General features: G+C 71.1%; 19 protein-coding genes. 12 read left to right on the forward strand and 7 right to left on the reverse strand.

Annotation, left to right across the window (positions count from 1 at the left end; translation table 11 throughout):
• The 9 genes from ACTOQ1_RS17575 to ACTOQ1_RS17615 all read left to right on the forward strand — a co-directional run bounded on the left by ACTOQ1_RS17575 (position 1) and on the right by ACTOQ1_RS17615 (position 11,475).
• A complete protein-coding gene (locus tag ACTOQ1_RS17575; RefSeq protein ID WP_440068367.1) occupies positions 1-285 on the forward strand; it encodes a hypothetical protein in 285 nt (94 codons plus the stop codon).
• The gene (locus ACTOQ1_RS17580) at positions 282-2,774 is read left to right on the forward strand and encodes an ATP-binding protein (RefSeq protein WP_440068369.1); all 2,493 of its coding nucleotides are present in this window, start codon (positions 282-284) and stop codon (positions 2,772-2,774) included. Before ACTOQ1_RS17575 ends, ACTOQ1_RS17580 begins: the two co-directional genes overlap by 4 nt.
• 68 nt (positions 2,775-2,842) lie before the next feature.
• Positions 2,843-5,299 (forward strand): type IV secretion system protein, encoded by a 2,457-nt coding sequence (locus ACTOQ1_RS17585; RefSeq protein WP_440068371.1) that lies wholly within the window; start codon positions 2,843-2,845, stop codon positions 5,297-5,299.
• A gap of 2 nt (positions 5,300-5,301) precedes the next feature.
• Positions 5,302-5,970, forward strand: a complete 669-nt coding sequence (locus tag ACTOQ1_RS17590) for a hypothetical protein (protein WP_440068373.1) — start codon at positions 5,302-5,304, stop codon at positions 5,968-5,970.
• On the forward strand, positions 5,967-6,161 hold the full coding sequence (locus ACTOQ1_RS17595; RefSeq protein ID WP_440068374.1) for a hypothetical protein: 195 nt from the start codon (positions 5,967-5,969) through the stop codon (positions 6,159-6,161). The genes ACTOQ1_RS17590 and ACTOQ1_RS17595 overlap by 4 nt, the downstream gene beginning before the upstream one ends.
• A complete protein-coding gene (locus ACTOQ1_RS17600) occupies positions 6,158-7,255 on the forward strand; it encodes a C40 family peptidase (RefSeq protein ID WP_440068376.1) in 1,098 nt (365 codons plus the stop codon). The genes ACTOQ1_RS17595 and ACTOQ1_RS17600 overlap by 4 nt, the downstream gene beginning before the upstream one ends.
• 14 nt (positions 7,256-7,269) lie before the next feature.
• The gene (locus tag ACTOQ1_RS17605; RefSeq protein ID WP_440068378.1) at positions 7,270-7,683 is read left to right on the forward strand and encodes a (deoxy)nucleoside triphosphate pyrophosphohydrolase; all 414 of its coding nucleotides are present in this window, start codon (positions 7,270-7,272) and stop codon (positions 7,681-7,683) included.
• A 128-nt stretch (positions 7,684-7,811) separates the two neighbouring features.
• A complete protein-coding gene (locus ACTOQ1_RS17610; protein ID WP_440068380.1) occupies positions 7,812-9,884 on the forward strand; it encodes a hypothetical protein in 2,073 nt (690 codons plus the stop codon).
• 118 nt (positions 9,885-10,002) lie between these two features.
• Positions 10,003-11,475 (forward strand): hypothetical protein, encoded by a 1,473-nt coding sequence (locus tag ACTOQ1_RS17615; protein ID WP_440068382.1) that lies wholly within the window; start codon positions 10,003-10,005, stop codon positions 11,473-11,475.
• A gap of 415 nt (positions 11,476-11,890) precedes the next feature.
• Here ACTOQ1_RS17615 and ACTOQ1_RS17620 read toward each other — a convergent pair whose 3' ends face one another.
• The 7 genes from ACTOQ1_RS17620 to ACTOQ1_RS17650 all read right to left on the reverse strand — a co-directional run bounded on the left by ACTOQ1_RS17620 (position 11,891) and on the right by ACTOQ1_RS17650 (position 20,284).
• Positions 11,891-12,652 (reverse strand): succinate dehydrogenase/fumarate reductase iron-sulfur subunit, encoded by a 762-nt coding sequence (locus tag ACTOQ1_RS17620; RefSeq protein ID WP_440068383.1) that lies wholly within the window; start codon positions 12,650-12,652, stop codon positions 11,891-11,893.
• A 2-nt stretch (positions 12,653-12,654) separates the two neighbouring features.
• The gene (locus ACTOQ1_RS17625; protein WP_440068385.1) at positions 12,655-14,562 is read right to left on the reverse strand and encodes a fumarate reductase/succinate dehydrogenase flavoprotein subunit; all 1,908 of its coding nucleotides are present in this window, start codon (positions 14,560-14,562) and stop codon (positions 12,655-12,657) included.
• 9 nt (positions 14,563-14,571) lie between these two features.
• Positions 14,572-15,357 carry a hypothetical protein gene (locus tag ACTOQ1_RS17630; protein WP_440068387.1) on the reverse strand — a complete coding sequence of 262 codons (786 nt, stop codon included), beginning with the start codon at positions 15,355-15,357 and terminating at the stop codon, positions 14,572-14,574.
• A gap of 322 nt (positions 15,358-15,679) precedes the next feature.
• A complete protein-coding gene (locus ACTOQ1_RS17635) occupies positions 15,680-16,129 on the reverse strand; it encodes a response regulator (protein WP_362685208.1) in 450 nt (149 codons plus the stop codon).
• The gene (locus ACTOQ1_RS17640; protein ID WP_440068389.1) at positions 16,122-17,744 is read right to left on the reverse strand and encodes a sensor histidine kinase; all 1,623 of its coding nucleotides are present in this window, start codon (positions 17,742-17,744) and stop codon (positions 16,122-16,124) included. Before ACTOQ1_RS17640 ends, ACTOQ1_RS17635 begins: the two co-directional genes overlap by 8 nt.
• 104 nt (positions 17,745-17,848) lie before the next feature.
• Positions 17,849-19,003 (reverse strand): PP2C family protein-serine/threonine phosphatase, encoded by a 1,155-nt coding sequence (locus tag ACTOQ1_RS17645; protein WP_440068391.1) that lies wholly within the window; start codon positions 19,001-19,003, stop codon positions 17,849-17,851.
• A gap of 348 nt (positions 19,004-19,351) precedes the next feature.
• Entirely contained in the window at positions 19,352-20,284 is a 933-nt protein-coding gene (locus tag ACTOQ1_RS17650) for a LysR family transcriptional regulator (RefSeq protein WP_440068392.1), read from the reverse strand.
• A 353-nt stretch (positions 20,285-20,637) separates the two neighbouring features.
• On the opposite strand from ACTOQ1_RS17650, the gene ACTOQ1_RS17655 reads away from it, so the two are divergent.
• The 3 genes from ACTOQ1_RS17655 to ACTOQ1_RS17665 all read left to right on the forward strand — a co-directional run bounded on the left by ACTOQ1_RS17655 (position 20,638) and on the right by ACTOQ1_RS17665 (position 24,171).
• Positions 20,638-21,402, forward strand: coding sequence for a succinate dehydrogenase cytochrome b subunit (locus tag ACTOQ1_RS17655; RefSeq protein ID WP_440068394.1), 765 nt, complete (start codon positions 20,638-20,640; stop codon positions 21,400-21,402).
• Between the two features lie 106 nt (positions 21,403-21,508).
• Positions 21,509-23,437: a fumarate reductase/succinate dehydrogenase flavoprotein subunit gene (locus tag ACTOQ1_RS17660; protein ID WP_440068396.1), complete on the forward strand. Its 1,929-nt coding sequence runs from the start codon at positions 21,509-21,511 to the stop codon at positions 23,435-23,437.
• A complete protein-coding gene (locus ACTOQ1_RS17665) occupies positions 23,434-24,171 on the forward strand; it encodes a succinate dehydrogenase/fumarate reductase iron-sulfur subunit (protein ID WP_440068398.1) in 738 nt (245 codons plus the stop codon). Before ACTOQ1_RS17660 ends, ACTOQ1_RS17665 begins: the two co-directional genes overlap by 4 nt.
• Positions 24,172-24,360 lie beyond the last annotated feature (189 nt).

Raw genomic sequence — 24,360 nt, forward strand, 5'->3', positions numbered from 1 at the left:
GTGAACGGGCGAGACGAGGTGCAGGTGGTGAGCGGGCAGGCCGGCGTCCGGGTGAGCGGGTCGGACCGGGCGCGGGTGAACGGGCCGTACGAGGTTCGTACGGCCGGACCGGAGCAGACCGGTACGGGCCGCTTCGGCCGGGCTCGTCAGGGCGGGCCGGGTGAGGCGCGGGCGAGCGGGTGCGACGGGATCCGGGCCGGCGAGGGGTCCGGAGGCCGCGGAGGACACGGACGCCGCGGAGGCCGCGGAGGCGGGGCCGCGCGAGCGGTGGGGGAGGGGCTGTGAGCCGCGCCTCCCGGACGCGCAGCCGCCTGGCCGTCCGATACTTCGACGATCGGATCCTGCTGACCGACTCGTCGGTCTGGGCCTACTTCAGGCTTCCCACCGTGAGCTACGAGTTCATCACCCCCGAGGAGCGGGAGGCGCTGGCCACCAACATCACGATCGCGCTGGCCGCCATCCGCATGCCCGACGCCGAGGTCCACCTGCGCGTGGCGCACCGCACCTACCCCGCCGCCGAGTGGGCGATGGCGCTGAACGCCACCTCCGACGAGGGGCCGGGCTGGCGCGACTACCTGGAGGACATGTACCGCCACGTCTGGGCCAAGGACTTCTGGACCAAGGAGGTCTACCTCGGCGTGCGGCTCGGCACGCGCGGGCGGCAGCTGGGCACCGGGGTCCTCTCGCAGCTCTTCGGCTTCTACCAGCGCAGCGAGAAGGCCCTGGGCATCGAGGACGACCACGTCCCCAAGGCCGAGATCGCCAAATGGTCCGAGCAGGCGGAGCGGCTGGGCAGGGCGCTGTCCGCCAGCGCGCTGTACGCCAGGCACGCCACCTCCGTCGAGCTCGCCTGGCTCTTCCAGCACGCCACGACCGGGTCCCTCGGCGACCCTCCGGCCTCGGCGAGCCCCAAGCGCCGGTGGGGGCAGGGGGAGATCGAGTCCCTCGTCGAGGGGCAGATCCACAACGGCAGGGCACTGCTGCGCATCGAGCAGCCGCAGGGCGACTCCTACGTGGCGCACATGTCCTTCGCCCGCTTCCCCGACCTCATGCCCTTCCCCGACGGCGAGCCGTGGATGCACTTCGCCGACCAGCTGCCCTTCCCCGTGGAGATCAGTTCGAGGATGCGGCTGATCCCGCCGGTCAAGGCGAGCAAGGACGTGGCGCGCAAGCTCGCCCACGCCCGCGACATGGACATCCACATCCGCGAGGCGGGCGCGGAGGCGCCGCTGGCCCTGGCCGAGCAGATCGACGCGGCCCGGATGCTGGAGCACGGCATCACCAAGGAGCGCCTGCCGTTCGTGTACGGCTGGCACCGCCTGATCGTGTCGGCCCCGACCGAGGAGATCTGCGTGCAGCGGGTCGAGGCGGTCGTGGAGCACTACCGCGACATGGGCATCGACATCGTCAACTCCACCGGCGACCAGTTCTCGCTGTTCTGCGAGACGCTGCCGGGAGAGCGGGTCCGGGTCAACGCCTACGCGCAGCGGCAGCCGCTGCGCACCATCGCGGGCGGCATGGCCACCGCCACCGTCGACCTGGGCGACCGGGTCGACGAGAGCGCCTCGGGCTGGATGGGCCCATACGTCGGGGAGACCCTGGGCCGGGCCCGCAGCATCGTGCACTTCGACCCGCTGGTGGCGGCGACGCGCAACCGGCCGACGGCCATCGCCATCACCGGCGAGCCCGGCGGCGGCAAGACCACGCTGGCGCTGCTGATGATCTACCAGATGGCGTTGCGCGGGGTGACGGTCGCGGTCATCGACCCCAAGGGCGACGCCGACTCGCTGGTGCAACTGCTGAAGAAGCGGGGCAGGAAGGCGCGGATCATCCCCCTGGGCTCGGCGGCTCCCGGCCTGCTGGACCCGTTCTCGTTCGGCGACGACCTGGCGGCCAAGAAGACGATGGCCACCGAGACCCTGCGTCTGCTGCTGCCCCGCATGTCGGAGGAACGCGAGTCGGCGATGATCCAGGCGGTCGCCGCGGTGTCCAACGCCGAGGACCCGTCGCTGGGCAAGGTCGTCGACTTCCTGGAGCGGACCGAGGACGCCGCCTCCAAGAACCTGGGCGCGGTGCTCCGCTCCATGTCGGACATGCATCTGGCCAGGCTCTGCTTCGACCCCTCGGGCGGCGACCAGATCGACACCGAGGGCTGGACCACGGTCTTCACCCTGGGCGGCCTGACGCTGCCCGACGCCTCCACCGGTCGCGACGACTACTCGTACGAGCAGAGGCTGTCGGTGGCGCTGCTCTACCTCGTCGCGCAGTTCGCGCGGGGTCTGATGAACGGCCTGGACCGGCGGACGCCCAAGGCGATCTTCCTGGACGAGGCGTGGGCGATCACCTCCACCCCCGAGGGCGCCAAGCTGGTGCCCGAGGTCAGCCGGATGGGCCGCTCCCGCAACACGGCGCTGGTCCTGGTCTCGCAGAACGCCGGAGACCTGCTGAGCGAGCAGGTGACGAACTGCCTGTCGTCGGTCTTCGCGTTCCGCTCCACGGAACGGGTCGAGGTGGAGCACGTGATGGCGCTGCTCGGGGTCGAGCCGTCGGAGGAGCACAAGGCGGTGCTGCGCTCGCTCGGTAACGGCGAATGCGTCTTCCGGGATCTGGACGGTCGCGCGGGCCGTATCGGGGTGGACCTGATCTCGGATGAGCTGCTGCGCTGGCTGGACACGAATCCGACCCACGACAAACCCGACGAGAAAGTGCATGATCTTCCTGGGGGCGACAGAGTCGGTAGGCCGGGGGCTGCGGCGCTGGAGGTGCGGTCATGAAAGGCTCCCGCAAGGGGCTTGAGGGCTCTCGTGAGAGACGGTCCCTCAAGGGGCCGAAAGGGCTTGGCGTGCACGGCGGGCTTCGTGGGCCTCGCGAGGCGACGGGCTCCCGCGAGAGGGGTTCCCGCAGGGGACGGCTGGGCAGGCGGATCGCCATCGGGCTGGTGGCGCTGGCCGCCTTCCTCGCGCTGCCGCTGGTGTTCCCCGCCGACACGTCCACGGCCGTCGCCGCGGCTCCCTGCGACATGTCTCCCGACCTGTCCCCGGACATGGTCGCCGGAGGCGTCGACGGCCTGATCCAGCCGCCGCTCCCCGACGCCGCCCAGCCGGGAGCCCAGCCGGGCGCCCCGGCGGCACAGGCCCCGGCGGTGCAGGGCAACTACGCGACGTACGGCATGAGCGGCCAGTTCTGGCACACCCACCTGCTCGGCTGCGACGACATCGCGGCGGTGATGGGCAACGCGATGGCCAACACGGTCTTCCTGTGGGCCAAGGCGCTGGACCGGCTGACCATCACGACCTACCAGGCGGCGGCCACCGAGGGCCCGCTGGAGTCGATCAAGAACGTCGTCGACGACATGGTGGTCCGCCTGGCCGACGCCATGTACTGGCCGTACCTGCGGCCGCTGGTGATCCTCGGCGCCATCTGGCTGGCCTGGTACGGGCTGATCCGCAAGCGCGCCACCACCACCGCCGAGGGCGTCATCTGGATGGTCCTCGCGGTCACCGTGGCGGTCTGGTTCTTCAGCCGCCCCGGCGATCTCACGGGGCTGGGCAAGGTCGTCACCGACAAGACCGGCGAGGTGGTCAACTCCGCCTTCTCCGGGCTCCCCGGCGCGGGCGGGACCTCCTGCCTGCCGGCCAAGGGCGACACCAACCCGCAGGTCAAGAGCGGAGGGTACGGCCAGAGCGGCGTGCCCGGCGTCGAGCAGAACTCCGACGCGCTCTGGTCCACCCTGGTCTGCAAGCCGTGGCTGATGGGCCAGTTCGGCACGGCCGACGCCGACGCGCCCATCATCAAGGTGTTCGGCGCGAAACTGCTGGAGATCCAGACGATCGACGCGGCCGAGATGAAGGCCGAGCAGATACCGGAGGCGAACTCCCACCAGGCACGATATGAGACCGAGGTCGCCGACAAGCTGCAGAACACGCCGGTCTTCCCCCTTTTCCAGGGCAAGGACTGGACGAGCCGCCTGGGAGTCGCGATCGGCGCCCTCATGGCCGCGGTGGTCGCGGGACTGCTGATCTTCCTGGTGGCGGTCTCGCTGCTGGTCCTCAAGGTCGGCTTCCTGCTGCTGCTGATCCTCGCGCCGGTCTTCCTGCTGATCGGCGTCCATCCGGGATCCGGGCGGATCATCGCCATGCGCTGGGTGGAGATGCTGATAGGCACCCTGCTCAGACAGGCCGTGCTCGCCCTGGTCCTCGGCGTGCTCGTGTACGGCTACGCCCTGATCATCTCCACGGCGATGCCGTGGGGCATGCAGGTCATGTTCATGGCGATCCTGACGATCGCGGTGTTCTTCTACCGGCGGCCGTTCCAGCACCTGTTCTCGTCCATGGACGGGCACACGCTCACCACCCGGATGCTCGGCGACGCGGCGACCGCGCCGACCCTGCAGCGGGCCGCGTCCGTGCTGCCGCCGGTCGCGGCGGCCAGGGCGGGCCGGTGGGGCATGCGCAAGGCCGAGCCGATGCTGCAGGCGGCCGCGATGGCCGGCGGAGCCTCCGTCGGCGCGGCGGCGGCCGCCTCGGTCGCCCAGGGCAGGGTCCGCGGCGAGGACGGCGGTGCCACGCCGGCCACACCGTCGGGCACCCGGGTCCCGGCGGGCGCGCAACCGGCTCCGCTCGACACCGACTCCCAGGCGGCCGGGCGGCGCAGGGGCACCGGCAGGCCGGTCACCGCGGCCCGCCCCGGCGCGGCGCCGCCGCTCAACCTCTCCGGAGCCGGTACGGGAGGCGGCGCGCCCCCCACCAGGTCCGGAGGCTCCTCCGGGCGCGGGTCGGGCGGCTCGGCCGGCTCGGGCGGGTCGAGCGGCTGGTTCGGCGGCCGTTCCGGCGGCTGGGCCCCGCAGGGAGGCTCGGGCGGCCGGTCCTCCTCGGGCGGCGGGTCCTCCTCGGCGGGCAGGTCGTCCGGTGCGCCGGCGGTCAGGCCCTCGGCGCCCTCGGCGGGCAGGTCCTCGGGTTCCTCCGGTTCCTCGGGGGGCGGTCGCTCGGGCACGAGCATCTTCGGCGGCGGCTCCTCCCGGGGCTCCTCGGGTTCCGGCTCCTCGCGGGGCGGCTCCGGCTCGGGATCGCGTAACGGCGGCGGGTCCTCGCGTGGCTCCTCGGGTTCAGGCGGTTCCGGCGGGAGCATCTTCGGCGGGGGTGGCTCCTCGCGGAGCTCGGGTGGTTCGCGGAACCGGGACTCCGGAGGCAGGTCATCCGAGGCGCCGCCGCTCTGGATCACCAGGCGGGCGGAGCGCGGTGGGGAGGCCGGTGAGCCGCCGCCGTTCTGGCTGCGCCCGTCCAACCGCGGCAAGGACTGACAATGATCGAGGGAGGCAGCCGGCGGGGAGCCGTCTTCGCGGTGCTGGTCGTGATACTCGCCGCCGTCGGCGTCTACCTGACCATGTGGTCGGACACCGGAGGGGGCCCTGAGGACCGGGCGGAGCCGGCGGGGGTAACCCGTACCGTGGCGGCGGGGCAGGAGCCGGCCGCGGAGCCGGCGCGCCCGGCGGCGACGGCCAGCAACGCGCCCTTCGACGTCTACTCCTACCTGCCGATGACCAAGCAGGAGCTGGCAGCGGCCGCCGACTACGCGCAGCGGTTCACCGCCGAGTACGGCACCTTCAGCTACGACGAGGATCCGGCGGTCTACGGCGACCGTCTCAAGGGATACGTCACGGCGGAGTTCTCGGGGGCGCTGCTGCGGACCGTCACCTCGCCGGGCACCGTCGAGGCGAACAAGGCCGACGAGGTCGTCTCCGTCGGGACGGCGCGCGTGAAGGGGATCCGGCAGATCGACAGCGCCTCGGTGGTCTTCGTGGTCGTCGGCACCCAGAACGTCACGGCCAGGAGCGGGGTGAACGAGAGGACCGCGGAGTACGCCGTCACGCTCATCCAGGTCGGCGCGGAATGGCGGGTCCACGATCTCCAGCCCGCCGACTCCGGCCAGGAGGGGGACGACCAGCCCTTCGAGACCGGCGCGACCGGATGACCGGCGGGATCGCGTACCGGCGCGGCGGGACGGGCGGCGGGGCCGCGTACCGGCGTGACGGGGTCGCGCACGGCTGCGCCGGGTCGGGCGGCGGGGCCGCGTACGGGCGAGAGCGGATGCGCGGCGGGACGGGCGGGGCCGCGTACGGGCGAGAGCGGATGCGCGGCGGGACGGGCGGCGAGGTCGCATGAGGGACGGCAAACACCTCCGGCTCGCGCTGATCCTCGGAGTCGCCGGGCTCTGCCTGATCACGCTGATCATGGCGCCGATGATGATGATCAGCAGTTTCCCGTCCTTCCCGTCCGTCACCGGGGAGACACGGCCCGACTGCGGGGAGGACGCGCGGGCGGCGGAGGACCTGTCGGAGACCGCGACGTCCGACATCCCCGAGGAGTATCTGAAGCTGTACCGCGAGCACGGCCGGAAGATCGGCGTGCAGTGGAACGTGCTCGCCGGGGTGGGCAAGCGCGAGACCAACCACGGCCGCTCCACGCTCCCCGGCGTGCGGAGCGGCACCAACTACGCGGGCGCCGCCGGGCCGATGCAGTTTCTCATCAGCACGTGGGGCGGCAAGGCCAAGATCAAGATCCCGTCCACGTTCAACGGCTACGCCTCCGACGGCGACGGAGACGGCTGGGCCGACGTGTACAACCCGGCGGACGCCATCCTAGGCGCGGCGAAGATGCTGAAGCGGAACGGCGCGCCGGAGGACGTGCGGCGTTCGCTGTTCGTCTACAACCGTGCCTGGTGGTACGTCGACCAGGTCATGGAGATCGCCGGGAAGTACGCCAAGGACGGCGAGGTCACGACCCCGCCCGAGGCGGACGAGAGCTGCGACGAGCCCATGCTGGAGGCGGCGCCGACGAGCACGGTGGCCGCGATCCTCGAGTACGCGCTGGCCCAACGCGGCAAGCCCTACATCTGGGGCGGCACGGGCCCGGCCGGCTACGACTGCTCGGGGATCATCTACATGGCCTACCGGAGCGTCGGCCTGACCATCCCGCGCACCACGTTCGGCCAGTGGCCGTTCGGCATAGAGATTCCCGAGGGGGAGGAGCAGGCGGGGGACCTCGTCTTCTTCAACTCCGGGCCAGGAACCGGCCCAGACCGTCCCGGGCACGTGGGAATGGTGGTCTCTCCGGGCAAGATGGTCGAGGCGAGATGCCGGTTGTGCGGGCCGATCAAGGTCACCACCTACCGGGAGCGCACCGGGATCGTGGGATTCACCCGGCCGTTGCAACATCCTCAGATCCTCGCGCAGATCAAGGCGCGGGAGCAGGGCTGACAGAATCGGGAGCCATGGAAAAGGTCGTTGTGGGCGCAGCCATCGTCGACGGTGACGGAAAACTGCTCGCCGCCCAGCGTGCCGACCCTCCCGAGCTGGCCGGAGGGTGGGAGCTTCCCGGGGGGAAGGTAGATCCCGGCGAGGACGAGCACACGGCGCTGGTCAGGGAGTGCCAGGAGGAGCTCGGCGTGCTGATCGAGGTGGGCGAGCGCGTCGGCGGCGACTGGGCGCTCGCCGGCGGCTACGTCCTGCGGGTCTGGCTCGCGGTGGTCGCCGAGGGCAAGCCCGAGGCGAGGGAGCACCTGGATCTGCGCTGGCTGGGCGCGGACGAGCTTTACGAGGTGGCGTGGCTCCCCGCGGACCTTCCAATCGTCCGGGCGGTACAAGGTCGTCTCAACGATGGGCAAGGTCGGTTCAATAAGGATTGATCGACTCCGCAACGTGACATAACTGCTACTGGACGTGGCGATGTCGCGTGTCCGTACCCGGGGAACGGAGATATGCGGTGACCGTATGGTGGCGTGGTGCTGGGTTAGTGTCCGCTGTTGGAGCGGGGGTGCTCATCCTCGGATCCACGGGGGTGTACGCCGTCCGGATGGACGAGCCGGCCGCGCCGCCCCTCGACCTGGCCGCCGTCGCCGACACCGGTACGTGGGCGCCGGGAAGCCGCGCCGATCAGGCGATCCGCTTCCGCATCCGCCTGCAGGGACCGGGCTCAGACGCGCGGCTGGCGGTCCTGACGACCCCCGCCGAGACGCTCGCGGGCATCGAGTGTCCTGAGGAGACCAGGTCCTCGGCACCCGTACCCAAGGGGGCGGGGGTGTGCGTGATCGGCGCCCTGCCCGCCCGGGGCGGCTCCGTCGACGTGCTGCTCGCCGTGCCGCGGCGCCCGCAGGACGTCACGGTGACCGCCCTGGCCCGGATGAGCGGGCCCGACGGCGAGCCGGTGACGCAGCAGGCCCAGAGCACGATCAAGAGCTCGGACGCGGCGATGCGGCCGGGCGGGGGTGCCGTCGCGTGGCCGGAGACGCTGGAACACGCCCGCGCCGCGAGGGAGGACAGGTCCGCGGGCGCCCGCGGTGTCGGGGCGCCAGGTGCCGCCAGCATGGTCCTCAAGGTTCGCCGGACGGCCGGGGAGGTCGAGGGTGCTCCCCTGTCCGCACCGGACACCCCGCAGGCCGCAGAGGCCGCAGAGGCACTGAGGGCCGAGCGGCGCACGTCGGCGTTCCTGCTCGATCTTCTCGGAAAGTCGTTCGTCGCCCCGGCCGCGGGGCCGGGCGCGGCGGGTACGGGGGCGAACGGCACCGCCGCGCTTCCCGGCCCGGCGGCTTCCGCGCTTCCCGCCGGGCCGGGAGCGTCGCCGAGGGCCGGCGCGCCGCTGAGTCCGCGGGCGGGTGCGCTTCCCGGGGGCGCGGGAGCGACGGGAGGCCCGGCGGCCTCCGACGAGACGGGGGTCACCGCGCCGGGCGGGCGGCAGGAGGCCGGATCCCCCGCGGCCGCTCCGGTGGCTCCCGCCCCGGTCCGGGTCCCGGGGGCGGGCACCGCTCCCGGACGTCCCGCGGGTCCGGTCACCCCGGGTCTTCCGCCGGAGGGAACGCCGGAGGGAACACGGCTTCCGGACGGCACCGCGGTCCCGGGCGTCACGCCCGAGGCCGGTACCGGCGTGCCCGGTCAGGGACAGGCCGCCGTACCGCCGGAGGGAGTGCCCGCCCCCACGCTTCAGGGACAGAACGGCAGGCACCACTCGGCCGTGGGCTCCCAGACGGGTCGCAAGGCGGCCGGGCGGAAGGCGCGCGCGCAACGGCACGCGGCCGGCCGGTCCGGTGCGCGTGGGCAGGGAGCGGGCCGGTCGGCCCTCCGGCACGCGGGTCCAGGCCGGCCGGGAATCGGCCAGCCGGGAATCGGCCTGCCGATGACCGGCCTGCCCGGGGGACCGCAGATGGGGCCGGGCCTCCAGGCGCTCGGCCCCGTCCCCCCGGGGGGCGGGCAGAAGATCGCCGGCCGTCCCGGAGCGCGCCGGCCGGTGGTCGGGCCGATGGTCCCCGGCTATCCGGGGGTCGGCGGGCAGCCCGCGATGCCGGGACAGGGCATGGGGCAGCCGATGATGCCGGGCTATCCGGGGATCGGGCAGCCGGGTACGGGACAGCCCGGCGTGCCGCCGCGGGGGGCGGGCGGGCCGATGGGCGGGCCGATGGGTGGGCCTCTGCCTCCCGGCCACCCCGGAGCGGGTCAGCAGCCGGGCGGGCCGCAGATGCCGGGCGCACAGCAGATGCCGGGCGCGCAGCCGGGCGGGGCGGGAGCGCCGGGGCCCATGATGCCGCCGGTCTCGATGGGAATGGCGGGGGCGGGCCAGATGCCCGGTCTCGTGAACGGCCTCCAGCTGCCGCAGGCGGGTCCCTTCCCCGCCGCGCAGGTGCCCCTTTCGCAGGACCCGCGCCCGCAGGGCGCGCCCCTCCCACAGGACGTCGACGGTCCGAGCGGCCAGGTCCAGCCGGTCGCCGAGTCAAGCCCGCTGCTGACAGGGGTTCGGGGTCTCCCGGCGGTGGGAGCGGCGGTGGGAGCGCTGCTCGGTCTCCTGTGGCTGCAGAGAAGGATCCAGCGCCGCCGCCGGTCGCGACACGTTTTGTAAAACGTGGTTTGCTGTTACTTTTGCCCAACTAGTATTTACTTTGACGTGTTCATGGTTGATTTCGCGGAGGGCACCGGTGACGCGAGCACGGCGCAGGGCAGCTGTCTCCGCCGTTGTGATGTCCGTGGGACTCAGCGGCGCCGTCCTGCTCGCCCTGGCGCCGCTCACCGGATCCTCCGCGGCCGGCGCGACCGTCAGGGTGATGGGTGTCACCCCGTCGCAGGTCGAGGGCTGTGACGTGGATCCGGCCGGGCCCTGCGAGGAGCCCACGCCGATCGTCACCGTCACGGTCACCGAGGACCCCCAGGGCGGCGGCTCCGAGGAGACCGCGGTGCCGCAGAAGACCGTGACCACCACGATCACCGTCCCGGCGTCGCCGAAGCCTCCCAAGCCTCCCAAGACGTCCTCGGCCCCGCCTCCGCCCCCGCAGGAGACGGGGGTCGTGCAGCCGCCGCCGGACCAGAACACCGTCCCTCCGGTGACCCCGCCCGCCGAGACCCCTCCGCCGGAGAACAACGACCCCCAGTTCCCGCCGACCAGCCCCGAGCCGAACCAGCTTCCCGCCGCCACGCCCACGCCGTCGGACACCGCGGCGCTCGACGAGAGTGCCTCCGGCACCTCCGTGTACGAGATCCGCAACGCGGGTTCCGAGTTCGACGGAGCCACGCTGAGCCGCCAGCTCGGCATCCCGGCGCTGATCCTGGTGCTGCTGGTGCTGTTCGCCGTCCTGATCTTCGAGGGCAGGCTGCGCCGCCTGGCGCACGCCGCGGCCATCCGCCGGGTCGGTCCGCGCGGGATGGGCCGCGACCCGATGGAGCCGATGGCCTACCCCGGCGGTCCCGGCTACGGTCCCGGCCCCTACCAGGGCGGTACGGCCTACGCGCCGATCATCAGCTTCGTGCCCATGCAGATGTACGCCCCGGTCTACCCGGAGGGCTACACCCCCGAGCGGTACCCCCACGGGTACGACCAGACGACGGCGTACCTGCCCGCACCCGGCTACGAGCAGCAGCCGGCCGCCGGCCACGGTGACCCGCACGACCCGCACGCCCCGTACGACCCGCAGACCGGCCACGTGCAGCCGGGGCGGCCCGGACAGGCGCCCTACGGCCCGACGGCCCAGGACGGCTCACCGGCCGCCTTCCCGAGCACCTCGCGGTTCGACTCCGGCGAGGGGCACCTCCCGCAGGGGGCGCCGGAGTTCCCCGGGGCGCCGTTCCCGCAGGAGCCCGCCCGGGGCGATCTGGGAGCCGACGGTCCGCGAGACGACCTCCGGCCGTTCGGCTCCGGTCCCGTTCCCGCTCCCCAGGACGCCTCCGTTCAGGGTCCCTCGGCGGATCGGCCCCTGCCCGGCGGTCCCCAGGACGGCTTCGCGCCGTCCGGACAGGAAGCGCGGAGCGAGGCGGGGGGTCCCGCTGGGGAGACGGCCAGGCCCTTCGGGCCCGAGCCGCAGGGCGGTCCCGCCCAGGGCCCCGGTGAGAAGGGTTCCGGCGACCGGCTTCCCGCCGAGCCGACCCCGACGGCGGTCTATCCGCTCCCCGGCCAGGACACCGGCAAGAAGAAGCGCGGCCTCTTCCGCCGTTCCACCTGACCCCGAACGGGCCACCTGACCCCGAACGGGCCACCTGACCCCGAACGGGCCACCTGACCCCGAACGGGCCCGAACGACCGCGAACGATCCTGACCGTCCGGGAGCGATCCCCGCGACTCGGTCGCGGACGGAGCGGGAAGCAGCGGGCTCAGCGGCGCGGCCGGGTTGAAGAGGAACGACGTCGCACCCGAGAAGAGCGGCGGCCCGTGCCGACGAGGTCAGGCGGAAGCGGACACAGCGGCTGTGGCATGACCGACGACGGCGGCACGAGAGAACGGTGACCGGCGGGAACGGCGGCGCGAGGAAACGGCGGTGCGGGAACCGGTGGGAACGGCGCGAGGAAACAACGGGGTGACACGAAGGCGCCGCCCCCGGGAGAGTCCGGAGACGGCGCCTTCGTGAGCGGCGAGGAGGGTCAGGTCTTCGAGCCGGAACGCTTGAAGATCTTGTTGCCCAGCCAGACCAGCGGGTCGTACTTGCGGTCGACGACGCGCTCCTTCATGGGGATCAGCGCGTTGTCAGTGATCTTGATGTGCTCGGGGCAGACCTCGGTGCAGCACTTGGTGATGTTGCAGTAGCCGAGACCGTGCTCCTCCTGGGCGGAGTCCTTGCGGTCGGCCACGTCGTACGGGTGCATGTCCAGCTCGGCGATCCGCATCAGGAAGCGCGGACCGGCGAAGTTGGTCTTGTTCTCCTCGTGGTCACGGATGACGTGACAGACGTTGTTGCACATGAAGCACTCGATGCACTTGCGGAACTCCTGGGACCGCTCGACGTCGATCTGCTGCATGCGGAACTCGCCCGGCTTCACGTCGGCCGGAGGGGTGAAGGACGGGATCTCCCTGGCCTTCTGGTAGTTGAACGACACGTCCGTGACCAGGTCCTTGATCACCGGGAACGTCCGCATGGGCGTCACGGTGATCGTCTCCTCCTCGGTGAAGGTGGACATCCGGGTCATGCACCCGAGCTTCGGCTTGCCGTTGATCTCCATCGAGCACGAGCCGCACTTGCCGGCCTTGCAGTTCCAGCGGACGGCCAGGTCGGGGGCCTGGGTGGCCTGGAGCCTGTGGATGATGTCGAGGACGACCTCGCCCTCGTTCACCTCGACCGTGAAGTCCTCGAGCTTGCCCTCGCCGCCCTCGCCCCGCCACACGCGGAACTTCGCCTTGTAACTCATGGTTACTCCTTGGCCAGCGCGTCAAAGGCGGCCAGCTCTTCCTCGGTGATGTACTTCTTCAGCTCGTCGCGGTCGAAGAGCTTGATGAGGTCGTCCCGCATCGGCGGCTGGACCTGCTCCTGCACCGTGACGCCGGAGCCGTCCGGGGTGAGACCGCAGCGCAGGATCTTGGTCCGCCACTCGGACGACATGCCGGGGAAGTCGTCGCGCGTGTGACCGCCGCGGCTCTCCTGGCGCAGCAGCGCCGCCTTCGCCACGCACTCCGAGACCAGGAGCATGTTGCGCAGGTCGAGGGCGAGGTGCCAGCCCGGGTTGTAGATGCGGCTGCCGGCCGCGCCGACGCCCTGGGCCCGCTCCTTGAGCTTCTCCACCGCCTCCAGCGCCTCGGAGACCTCCTCTGCCTTGCGGATGATGCCGACCAGCTCGTTCATCGTCCGCTGCAGCTCGTGGTGGACCTCGTAGGGGTTCTCGCCCGCGCGCTCCAACGGGGCCAGCGCCTCCGCGCTCGCCTCGGCCACGGCCTCCTCGGAGATCTTCGGCCGGGCCGCCAGGCCGTCCACGTACGAGGCCGCTCCCGCGCCCGCGCGGCGGCCGAACACCAGCAGGTCGGACAGCGAGTTGCCGCCCAGCCGGTTGGAGCCGTGCATGCCGCCGGAGACCTCACCGGCGGCGAACAGGCCGGGCACGTCCGCCGCGCCGGTGTCGGCGTCGACCTCGACGCCGCCCATGATGTAGTGGCAGGTCGGGCCGACCTGCATGGCCTCCTTGGTGATGTCGACGTCGGCCAGCTCCTTGAACTGGTGGTGCATCGACGGCAGCCGCTTGATGATCTCCGCGGCCGGGAGGCGGGTGGAGACGTCCAGGTAGACGCCGCCCTGGGGTGATCCGCGGCCGGCCTTCACCTCGGAGTTGATGGCCCGCGCGACCTCGTCGCGGGGGAGCAGCTCCGGAGGGCGGCGGTTGTTGGCCTGGTCGGTGTACCAGCGGTCGCCCTCCTCCTCGCTGGTGGCGTACTTGTCCTTGAACACCTCGGGGATGTAGTCGAACATGAAGCGCTTGCCCTCGGAGTTCCTCAGCACCCCGCCGTCGCCGCGGACGGACTCGGTGACGAGGATGCCCCGCACCGAGGGCGGCCAGACCATGCCGGTGGGATGGAACTGGATGAACTCCATGTTGATCAGCTTCGCGCCGGCCAGCAGGGCCAGCGCGTGGCCGTCGCCGGTGTACTCCCACGAGTTGGACGTGACCACGTACGACTTGCCGATGCCACCGGTGGCCAGCACGATCGCGGGGGCGTCGAACAGGATGAGCTTGCCGTTCTCCCGCCAGTAGCCGAAGGCCCCGGAGATCGCGCCGCTCCCGCCGGGCCCCGTCTCCTTGAGCAGGCGGGTCACCGTGCACTCCTGGAAGACCTTGATGTACGCCTCGGCGTCGCCGTGGAGCCTCTCGTCCTCCTGCTGGAGCGCGACCACCCGCTGCTGCAGGGTGCGGATCAGCTCCAGGCCCGTGCGGTCGCCGACGTGGGCCAGCCGCGGGTACTCGTGCCCGCCGAAGTTGCGCTGGCTGATCTTGCCGTCCTTGGTGCGGTCGAACAGCGCGCCCCAGGCCTCCAGCTCCCAGACCCGGTCGGGAGCCTCCTTGGCGTGCAGCTCGGCCATCCTCCAGTTGTTGAGGAACTTGCCGCCGCGCATGGTGTCACGGAAGTGCACCATCCAGTTGTCGTCGCTGTTGACGTTGCCCATGGCGGCGGCCGCGCCGCCCTCGGCCATGACCGTGTGCGCCTTGCCGAACAGCGACTTGCAGACGATCGCCGTCCGCTTGCCCTGCTGGCGGGCCTCGATGGCCGCCCGCAGACCCGCACCGCCGGCGCCGATGACGACGACGTCGTATTCGTGACGCTCGATTTCCACAGGAGATCCTTATGCGAACGAGAAGGCGATGATGCCCTTGGCGACCAGGCGCACGTACAGGTCGGCGCCCATGACGGAGAACATGGAGATCAGCGCGAGCTGCGAGTGCCTGGCGTTGAGCTTGGAGACGAAGCCCCAGGCCCGGTAGCGGATCGGGTGCTTGGAGAAGTGGTTCAGGCGCCCGGCCGTGATGTGCCGGCAGGAGTGGCACGACAGCGTGTACAGGTTGATCAGGACCGCGTTGGCGATCAGGATCCAGGTGCCCAGGCCGGCCGGCTTCTCGATCAGCGCCTTCACCGCGTCGTACGCGAGGACGAGGCCGATGAGGATCGCCGCGTAGAAGAAGTAGCGGTGGATGTTCTGCAGGATCAGCGGGAACCGCGACTCGCCGGAGTACTTCGTGTGCGGCTCGTTCACCCCGCAGGCCGGGGGCGAGAGCCAGAACCCCCGGTAGTAGGCCTTGCGGTAGTAGTAGCAGGTGAAGCGGAACCCCGCGGGAAGGCCGAGGATCAGCAGGCCGGGAGGCAGGGTGTACCAGTCGCCGAAGGGGGCGAGGCCGAACAGTCGCGCGTCCGGCGGACAGCTCGTCGCCAGACAGGGCGACGCGAACGGCGCGTGGTACGGCGATACGAAGTAGTTTGTATCAAAGATCGCCCATGTGGCGTAGACGAGGAATGCCGTGAAAATGATGAAAGTGACCAGCGGATAGCGCCACCACTGGTCGGTCCGCAGGGTGCGCTCCTTGATCTGCGCACGTTGCCTTCTGGCCGGGCTCTCGGCCGTTGTCTGGGTCATCGAGACCTCTCCACCTCCCGCGGACCCCGCTCGCCCAGGGGTCCGGGTTGTTTCAGTTGTGCCGCGCGTCCGGGCCATCGTCGCGCCGGCTCACACGTGCGCGCGCATGTTGGTGGGGGATACGTTACGACGACGTCCAGGGGTTGTGTGTAAGGGGTCTCTCACAATTTCACTGACTCGGTGTGATTCCTGTCACGTTCGCGTGGCAGGAGTCCCTCGCCTGCGACGTCTCACGAGGTGGACGATCACAGGGAGGTCTCGGGGGGCCGTGGGGACGGATGCGGCGGGTGGGCAACCCCTGTTTTTCCGCCCCCGCGGGCCGTCAGTAGTGCTGGCTGGAGTTGGGCAGCTTGACGACGGTCACGAAGAAGTCGTCGATCCGCCGGACCACGCTGATGAACTGGTCGAAGTCGACCGGCTTGGAGACGTAGGCGTTGGCGTGCAGGTTGTAGCTGCGCAGGATGTCCTCCTCGGACTCCGACGTGGTCAGCACGACCACCGGGATCCCGCGGAGCTTCTCGTCGGCCTTGATGTCCTGGAGCACCTCCCGGCCGTCCTTGCGGGGCAGGTTGAGGTCGAGCAGGATCAGGTCGGGCCGGGGCGCGTCGGCGTAGTCGCCCTCCTTGCGCAGGAAGGCCATGGCCTGCTCGCCGTCGTTGACCACGTGCAGCTTGTTGCGGACCTTGTTGAGCTCGAAGGCCTCCCGCGTCAGCAGGACGTCGCCCGGGTCGTCCTCGACCAGGAGTACGTCGATCCAGCGCAGGTCATTCATCGGTGTCTCCTGTGGGAAGGGTCCAGCGGAAGGTCGTGCCCGGCGTGGCGGTTTTCCCGACGTTCTCGCTGTTCTCGGTCTTTTCGGCGATTGAGGTGTTCTCGACGTTCTCGGTGTTCCCGGTGTTCCCGGCGCTTTCGGCGTTCTCGCCGCCTCCGGCGCCTTCGGTGTCCACCCAGATGCGGCCACCGTGGTACTCGACGATCTTCTTGCAGAGCGCCAGCCCGATGCCCGTGCCCGCGTACACGTCCCGGCCGTGCAGGCGCTGGAAGATGAGGAAGATGCGGTCAGTGTATTTACTGTCGATACCGATGCCGTTGTCGGTGCAGGAGAACTCCCACATGTCCCCGTCGCGCCGCACCCCGATGTGGATCACCGGCGGTTCCTGCGAGTGGAACTTGATCGCGTTGCCGATGAGGTTCTGGAAGAGCTGGGTCAGTTGCGCCCGGTTGCCGTACACCTCGGGCAGCTCGTCGTGGGTCACCGTCGCCCCGGCGTCCTCGATGGTGGCGCCGAGGTTGTTCAGCGCGGCCTTGAACGGCACGGTGGCGTCGATCCTGGTGCGCTCGCCGCCCAGCCTGCCGACCCGGGAGAAGTCGAGCAGGTCGTTGATCAGCATCTGCATGCGCTTGGCGCCGTCGACGGAGAAGGCGATGTACTGCTTGGCGCGCTCGTCGAGCTGGTCGCCGTAGCGCTGCTCGAGCATCTGGGTGAAACTGGCCACCTTGCGCAGCGGCTCCTGCAGGTCGTGGCTGGCCACGTAGGCGAACTGTTCGAGCTCGCCGTTAGAGCGCTTCAGCTCCGCCGCCTGGTCCTCCAGCTTGCGCCGCGTCTCCGAGGACCGGCGCCACTCGGCGAGGATGCGGCGGCGCATCGCGTCGACATGGCCCGACAGCTCGGACAGCTCGGCCGGGCGCTCCACCCTGAGCTTGTGGTCGAAATCGCCCTGGGCGACCGCGCGGACCTGCTGGTTCAGCTCGGCCAGCGGGCGGAGCACCGCGTACCGCACGATGAGCACCGCGGCGATCCCGGCCACGACCAGCGCCGAGGCCACCCCGATGAGCGCGACGTACAGGGCCCGCCAGCCGAGGTCGAACCGGACGACACCGGCTTCGTGCAGCCGGTTCAGGTGGCTCTGGAGCCCCGCGAGGGACTGGCGGACCTCGTTGAACCGGGTGGCGTTGATGGAGGCGTTCTGCCGGGCGGCGTTGGTCTTCAGGGTCGGCACGGCGGCGATGACAGCCTCCGCGTAGTCGCGCCGCCAGGCGTCTCCCGTGGCTCTCAGCTCGGCCACCTCGGCGGTGACCGCCTGCCGTTCCGGCATCCGGGGGAGCAGCGCGACGAGCGCGTCCAGCGAGGTCTTCTCCGCGGCGATCGCGTTCCGGTAGTCCCGCAGGGAGGTCTCCTCGTTGGTCCTGCCGTACGCCCGCACCGAGCTCTCCTGCGAGGTCATCGCGTTGGAGATCTCCAGAAGGCGCAGCGCCGCCGGGTCGACGACGTCGACCAGCGACTCCCTGGCCTCTCGCGTCTCCTCGATCGCCTTGATCGTGATGACGGCCGAGATCATGAAGACCAGCGCGATGCCCACCCCGGCGAGCGTGAACCAGCGTCCCACCGGAAGGTTCCCGAACCCCTTCGCGGGGGTGAGCGCGGGCAGGGGGCGAGGACTGAGGCCGTGATCCGGGCGCTCCGAACGGTCAGGACGGTCCGAACGGTCGGTCATCGTTTTCCGCTTCGAGAGATGAGCACGGTCGCCAGGTCGTCGCTGAGCGCGTCGCGGTTCAGCTCGATGACGCGTTCGATGAGCCGGTCGAGCTCGATCCCGCCCTGCTCCTGGACGAGCCTGAGCAGGCCCTCGGTGCCGAGCAGGTCGGGCCCGCCGCCCACGGTGGCCTCGATCAGGCCGTCGGTGTAGAGCAGCAGCGACCAGTCGTCGCCGAGCGGAACGTCGATCGCCGTCCACTGGACGTCCTGGAAGATTCCCAGCGGGGGCCCCGAGGGGGTGCCGGGCACCACGCCGATCACGCCGTCGCGGATCAGCAGCGGCGGCGGGTGGCCGACCACGTGCATCCGCGCCCGGTCGAGCGTGGAGTCGATCGTGGCGATGCACAGAGTGGTGAAGATCTCCGCGGACTTGCGCTCCAGGCGGAGCACCGACTCCAGGGTGCCGAGCAGCTCGTTGCCGGTGTGCCCGGCCAGGACCAGGGTCCGCCAGGCGATCCTGAGCGCGACACCCAGGGCGGCCTCGTCGGGGCCGTGCCCGCACACGTCGCCGACCACCACGTGGATGGCGCCGTCGGGGCTCTGCACGGTGTCCCAGAAGTCACCGGCCAGAAGGGCGCGCCTGCGCCCCGGCAGGTAGCGGGCCTGGTGGTCCAGGACCCCGGGGGCCAGCAGCGGGACCGGCAGGAGCCCGCGTTCGAGGCGGGAGTTCTCCTTGGTGAGCAGCTCGGCCTCGACCAGCCTGCGCTGGGCCAGGTCGGCGCGCTTGCGCTCTATCGAGTAGCGGATCGCCCGCGCCAGCAGGCGGGCCTCCACGTCCTGCTTGACCAGGAAGTCCTGGGCGCCGGCGGCGACGGCCTCCACGCCGACGTGGGTGTCGTTCAGGCCGGTCAGCACCAGCACGGCGGCGTGCGGAGCCATCGACAGCACCTGCTCCAGCGCCTCGAGGCCGGTCGCGTCGGGCAGGGAGAGGTCGACGAGCACGCACCGCACGTCCTCGGTGAGGCGCTCCCGGCTCTCGGCCATGCTGCGCACCCAAATGATCTTGGGTGGGTTGTCCGCCTCGCTGAGCAGCTCCTCCACGAGGAAGGCGTCGCCCGCGTCGTCCTCGATGAGGAGGAGTGTGAGCGTTTCATTGGCGGGGGCGGTCACTGACGCCTCTTCGTGAGATCGGGAGAACCTGTCGACGCTACGTAGAATAGTGTGACACCGGGACTTAGAGGGTGTTGATCAGTTCCTGTGATCCACGCGGCCGATATCGTGACCTGCCGCACGTCAGGAACGCGCCACAACGGCCGTCGAGCACCCGTCGAGCGCTCGCCCGGCCGCCGGGGCATCCATGGCCGCTGCCCGGCCGCACGGCCCGCAAACCCCCGCCGTCGCACGCGGCGGGCGCCCGCGCCGCGTGCCGCGGTGACGGTTTCCGGAGCGGATCCGCCGGACGGGGCGGGCTCTCGGTCACCGGTCCTCGGTGGTCAGCTCTTGACCGGTTCTCGGTGGTCAGCTCTCGGTGATCAGATCGAGTCCCTGGGGAAGGCTGCCGTCGCGGGCGGCCTCGGTGAGGAAGAGGAGCAGGGCCGAGCGGAAGGCCTGCGCGGCGCGGGTGGGCTCGACGTCCTTGCGGTGCGCGATGGCTATGGTGCGGCGCAGCCCGGGGGGTGCCAGCGGCGTCCCGGTCAGTCCCGGGCGGCCGTCCAGCACCATCGAGGGAACCAGTGCGATCCCCAGCCCGGCCTCCACGAAGCGCAGCACGGCGTCCATCTCGCCGCCCTCCACCGCGAACCTGGGCTCGAACCCGGCCTGCCTGCAGGCGCTGAGCGTCGCCTCCCGCAGGTCGTACCCGCGCCTGAACATCACCATCGGCCGCCGCCGCAACTCCTCGATGCGCACGTACGGCCGGCGGGGGTGATCGTCGGAGGGGGAGGCGACGACGAGGTTCTCCCGCAGGATCTCCTCGGTGACGAGGGCGGGGTCGTCGCTGTGCAGGGGCATGATGATCAGCGCCAGGTCGAGCTGGCCGCGGGCGAGGGTGCGGACCAGGTCGCGGGAGCCGCCCTCCTCCACGAACAGCTCGATGCCGGGGTAGGCGTGGTGGAACCTGGCCAGCGCGTCGGCGAGCAGCCCGGCGCAGAGCGAGGGGGTCGCGCCCAGCCGGACCCGTCCTCGGCGCAGTCCCGCGAGCTCGCCGACCTCGCTCCTGGCGGTCTCGGCGTCGGCCAGCATCCTGCGGGCCAGCGGCAGCAGCGCCTCACCCGCCGGGGTCAGCGTGACGTTCCCCCGGGCGCGGCTGAACAGCGGCGCGCCGAGCTCGGCCTCCAGGGCCTTGATCTGCTTGCTCAGCGAAGGCTGGGCGACGCGCATCCCCTCGGCGGCCTGGGTGAAGTGCCGGGCCTCGGCGACCGCCACGAAGTAGGCCAGTTGCTGGAGCTGCACGTTTCCCTAGCGTAGGGGCTCCTTCGCGTACGGCCCCCCGGTGTGCGCGTTGCCGGGGGGCGAGTCGCCGGGCGGGCGCAGTCCTGGGCGCCGAGGACCCGCCGGGGACCTCGAGCGCCTGGAATCCCGGACGCGGGACCCATAGCGCACGGGTCCTGCGGCCTCGGATCCGGGGCGGGCGGTGGCGTGCGAGACGATGTGAGGATTTGGCGGGGAAGTTGTGAGATTGCTCGCACCACCCCGGGGCCGCGGCCCCGGAAGCCGCAGGACGCAGAGTCAATAGCCGCAGGCTATGGAAACCACATCCATGATGACTTGGACGCCGGTAAACCCTCCTACCTAGCGTGACGAACGTGACTGCCACGATTGAGCGCGGATCCGCCACCGCGTCGGTGAAACCCACGGCGGACGCCCCAGCGAAGCCGGCGCCGCCCAGGCGGCGGGGCGGTTTCCTCCGCTCCTCCAACGGCAAGAAGGCCGTGATGGCCGTCACGGGCGCCTTGATGGTGCTCTTCCTTGTCGGCCACATGGTCGGAAACCTCAAGAGCTTCTTCGGCGCCGAGTCCTTCAACTCCTACGCGGCCTTCCTGCGGACCGTGGGCGAGCCGATCCTCCCGTACCGCACCCTGCTGACCCTCATCGAGGTCGGGCTGGTCGTCACGGTCGGGCTGCACATGTGGTCGGCGATCTCCCTGGCCCGGCGGGCGCGCAAGGCCCGCCCGGTCAGGTACGCGGCCAGGCGCAAGTCCCGGGCGAGCGGCTACGCGGTCCACACCATGCGCTACGGCGGCGTCGTCATCGTGCTGTTCGTGGTCTACCACCTGCTGGACCTGACGTTCGGCGCGGTCAACCCGGCGGGTGCCGGCTCCACCCCGTATGAGCGCCTCGTCGAGGGCTTCGCGCCGTCCCGCTGGTGGATCACCCTGTTCTACGTGCTCGCGGTCGTCATGGTCGGCCTGCACCTGCGCCACGGCCTGTGGAGCGCCTTCCAGACGCTCGGCCTGGCGGGCCGCCGCAGCTACCGCTCGCTGAAGGCCACCGCCACCGGCCTGTCGGCGCTGCTGGTCGTCGGCTTCCTCGCGGTCCCGGTCGCGGTCGTCATCGGAGTGATCAAGTGAGCGGGGCCCGGCGTGACGGGCACGACGGCGTACGAGGAGCGGATCTCCCGTACGGCGGACGAGAGGCGGACCTTCCGCATGGCGAGCGAGGAGCGGTGAGCGGGGCATGACCACGGGATACACAGAGGGTGCGCCGATCCGCGACACCAAGGCCCCCGACGGCCCGATCGAGGACCGCTGGGAGAAGCGCAAGTTCGGCGCCAAGCTGGTCAACCCGGCCAACAAGCGCAAGCTCAACGTCATCGTCGTGGGCACGGGGCTGGCGGGCGGCTCGGCCGCCGCGACCCTCGGCGAGCTGGGCTACAACGTCAAGTCCTTCTGCTACCAGGACACGCCCCGGCGCGCGCACTCCATCGCGGCCCAGGGCGGCATCAACGCGGCCAAGAACTACCGGGGCGACGGCGACTCGATCTACCGGCTGTTCTACGACACGGTCAAGGGCGGCGACTTCCGCGCCCGCGAGTCCAACGTCTACCGGCTCGCCCAGGTCAGCGTGAACATCATCGACCAGGCCGTGGCCCAGGGCGTGCCGTTCGCCCGCGAGTACGGCGGCCTGCTCGACACCCGCTCCTTCGGCGGCGCGCAGGTCTCCCGCACCTTCTACGCCAGGGGTCAGACGGGCCAGCAGCTGCTGCTCGGCGCCTACCAGGCGCTGGAGCGGCAGATCGCGGCCGGGACCGTCGAGATGCACACCCGTCACGAGATGCTCGACCTGATCGTCTCCGACGGCCGGGCGCGCGGCGTCATCGTCCGCGACATGGTCACCGGCGAGATCGAGCGGCACCTGGCCGACGCGGTCGTGCTGGCCAGCGGCGGGTACGGCAACGTGTTCTTCCTGTCGACCAACGCCAAGGGCTGCAACACCACGGCGATCTGGCGGGCGCACCGGCGCGGCGCGATGTTCGCCAACCCCTGTTACACCCAGATCCACCCGACCTGCATCCCGGTCAGCGGCGAGTACCAGTCGAAGCTGACCCTGATGTCGGAGTCGCTGCGCAACGACGGCCGCGTGTGGGTGCCGCTGGAGCGGGGCGACACCCGCCCGGCCTCGGAGATCCCCGAGGAGGAGCGCGACTACTACCTGGAGCGCATCTACCCGGCGTTCGGCAACCTGGTCCCGCGCGACATCGCCTCCCGCGCCGCCAAGAACGTCTGCGACGAGGGCCGCGGCGTCGGCCCCGGCGGGCTGGGCGTCTACCTCGACTTCGCCGACGCGATCCGCCGGCTGGGCCGCGACGCGGTGGAGAAGAAGTACGGCAACCTCTTCGAGATGTACGAGCGCATCACCGGCGAGGACCCCTACGCCCAGCCGATGCGCATCTACCCGGCCGTCCACTACACGATGGGTGGCCTGTGGGTGGACTACGACCTGCAGTCCACGATCCCGGGCCTGTTCGTGATCGGCGAGGCCAACTTCTCCGACCACGGCGCCAACCGCCTCGGCGCGTCCGCGCTGATGCAGGGCCTGGCCGACGGCTACTTCGTGCTGCCGACCACGATCGGCGACTACCTCGCGAACGGCCCGTACGGAGAGGTCGACGAGGAGGCCGTGGCCGAGGCCGAGGTCGCGGTGCGCGAGAAGATCGCCAGGCTGCTGTCGAACGACGGGGACCGCACCGCCGACTCCTACCACCGCGAGCTGGGCAAGATCATGTGGGACTACTGCGGCATGGAGCGCACCGAGGAGTCGCTGCGCAAGGCCCTGGAGCGGATCCCCGAGCTGCGCGAGGAGTTCTGGAGGAACGTGAAGGTCTCCGGCGAGGCCGGAGAGCTCAACCAGGCGCTGGAGCGGGCCGGGCGGGTGGCCGACTTCTTCGACCTGGCCGAGCTGATGTGCATCGACGCGCTGCACCGCACCGAGTCCTGCGGCGGCCACTTCCGCGCCGAGTCGCAGGACGCCGACGGCGAGGCCCTGCGCGACGACGAGCACTTCGCCTACGTCGCCGCCTGGGAGTACGGGGAGCAGGGCCCGATCCTGCACAAGGAAGATCTCGACTACGAGTACGTCAAGATGAGCCAGCGGAGCTACAAGTGAATCTCACTCTCAAGGTCTGGCGGCAGAGGGGCCCCGAGGACAAGGGCCGCATGGTCACCTACCGGGTCGAGGACGTGTCCCCGGACATGTCCTTCCTGGAGATGCTCGACGTCCTCAACGAGCGGCTCATCCTGGAGGGCGACGACCCGGTCGCCTTCGACCACGACTGCCGCGAGGGCATCTGCGGCATGTGCGGCATGGTCATCAACGGTGTCGCGCACGGCGAGCAGGTGGCCACCACCACCTGCCAGCTGCACATGCGGCACTTCGAGGACAACGCGGTCATCACCATCGAGCCGTGGCGCGCCGCGCCCTTCCCGGTGGTGAAGGACCTGGTGGTGGACCGCTCGGCGTTCGACCGCATCATCCAGGCGGGCGGCTTCGTCTCCGTCCCGGCGGGATCGGCCCCCGACGCGCACAGCGTCCCGGTGAAGAAGGCCGACGCCGACGCGGCGTTCGACGCGGCCACCTGCATCGGCTGCGGCGCCTGCGTCGCCGCCTGCCCGAACGGCTCGGCCTCCCTCTTCACCGCCGCCAAGATCACCCACCTGGGCCTGCTGCCGCAGGGCCAGCCCGAGCGCGACTCCCGCGCCAAGGCCATGGTCGAGCAGATGGACGCGGAGGGCTTCGGCGGCTGTACCAACACCGGCGAGTGCACGGCGGTCTGTCCCAAGGGCATCCCGCTGGACACCATCGCCCAGATGAACCGCGACTACCTGCGCGCCGCCAAGTAGGTTCCCCGGAGACGGGAGTCGCCCCTGTCGGGGGCGGCTCCCGTTTTCCCGTTCCGGATCGGGGTCGCCCCTGCCTGTCACCGGCACGAACCGATCGCAGAGGAGAGAACCCGCGATGAGTCCCGAACCGACGCCGCCCCAGGCGATCGCCGAGCACATGGCCGGGCGCATGGCCGAGCACATGGCCGG

It is taken from the genome of Streptosporangium sp. OZ121 (assembly GCF_051918885.1).
In the GTDB taxonomy this organism is placed as follows: Bacteria; Actinomycetota; Actinomycetes; order Streptosporangiales; family Streptosporangiaceae; genus Streptosporangium.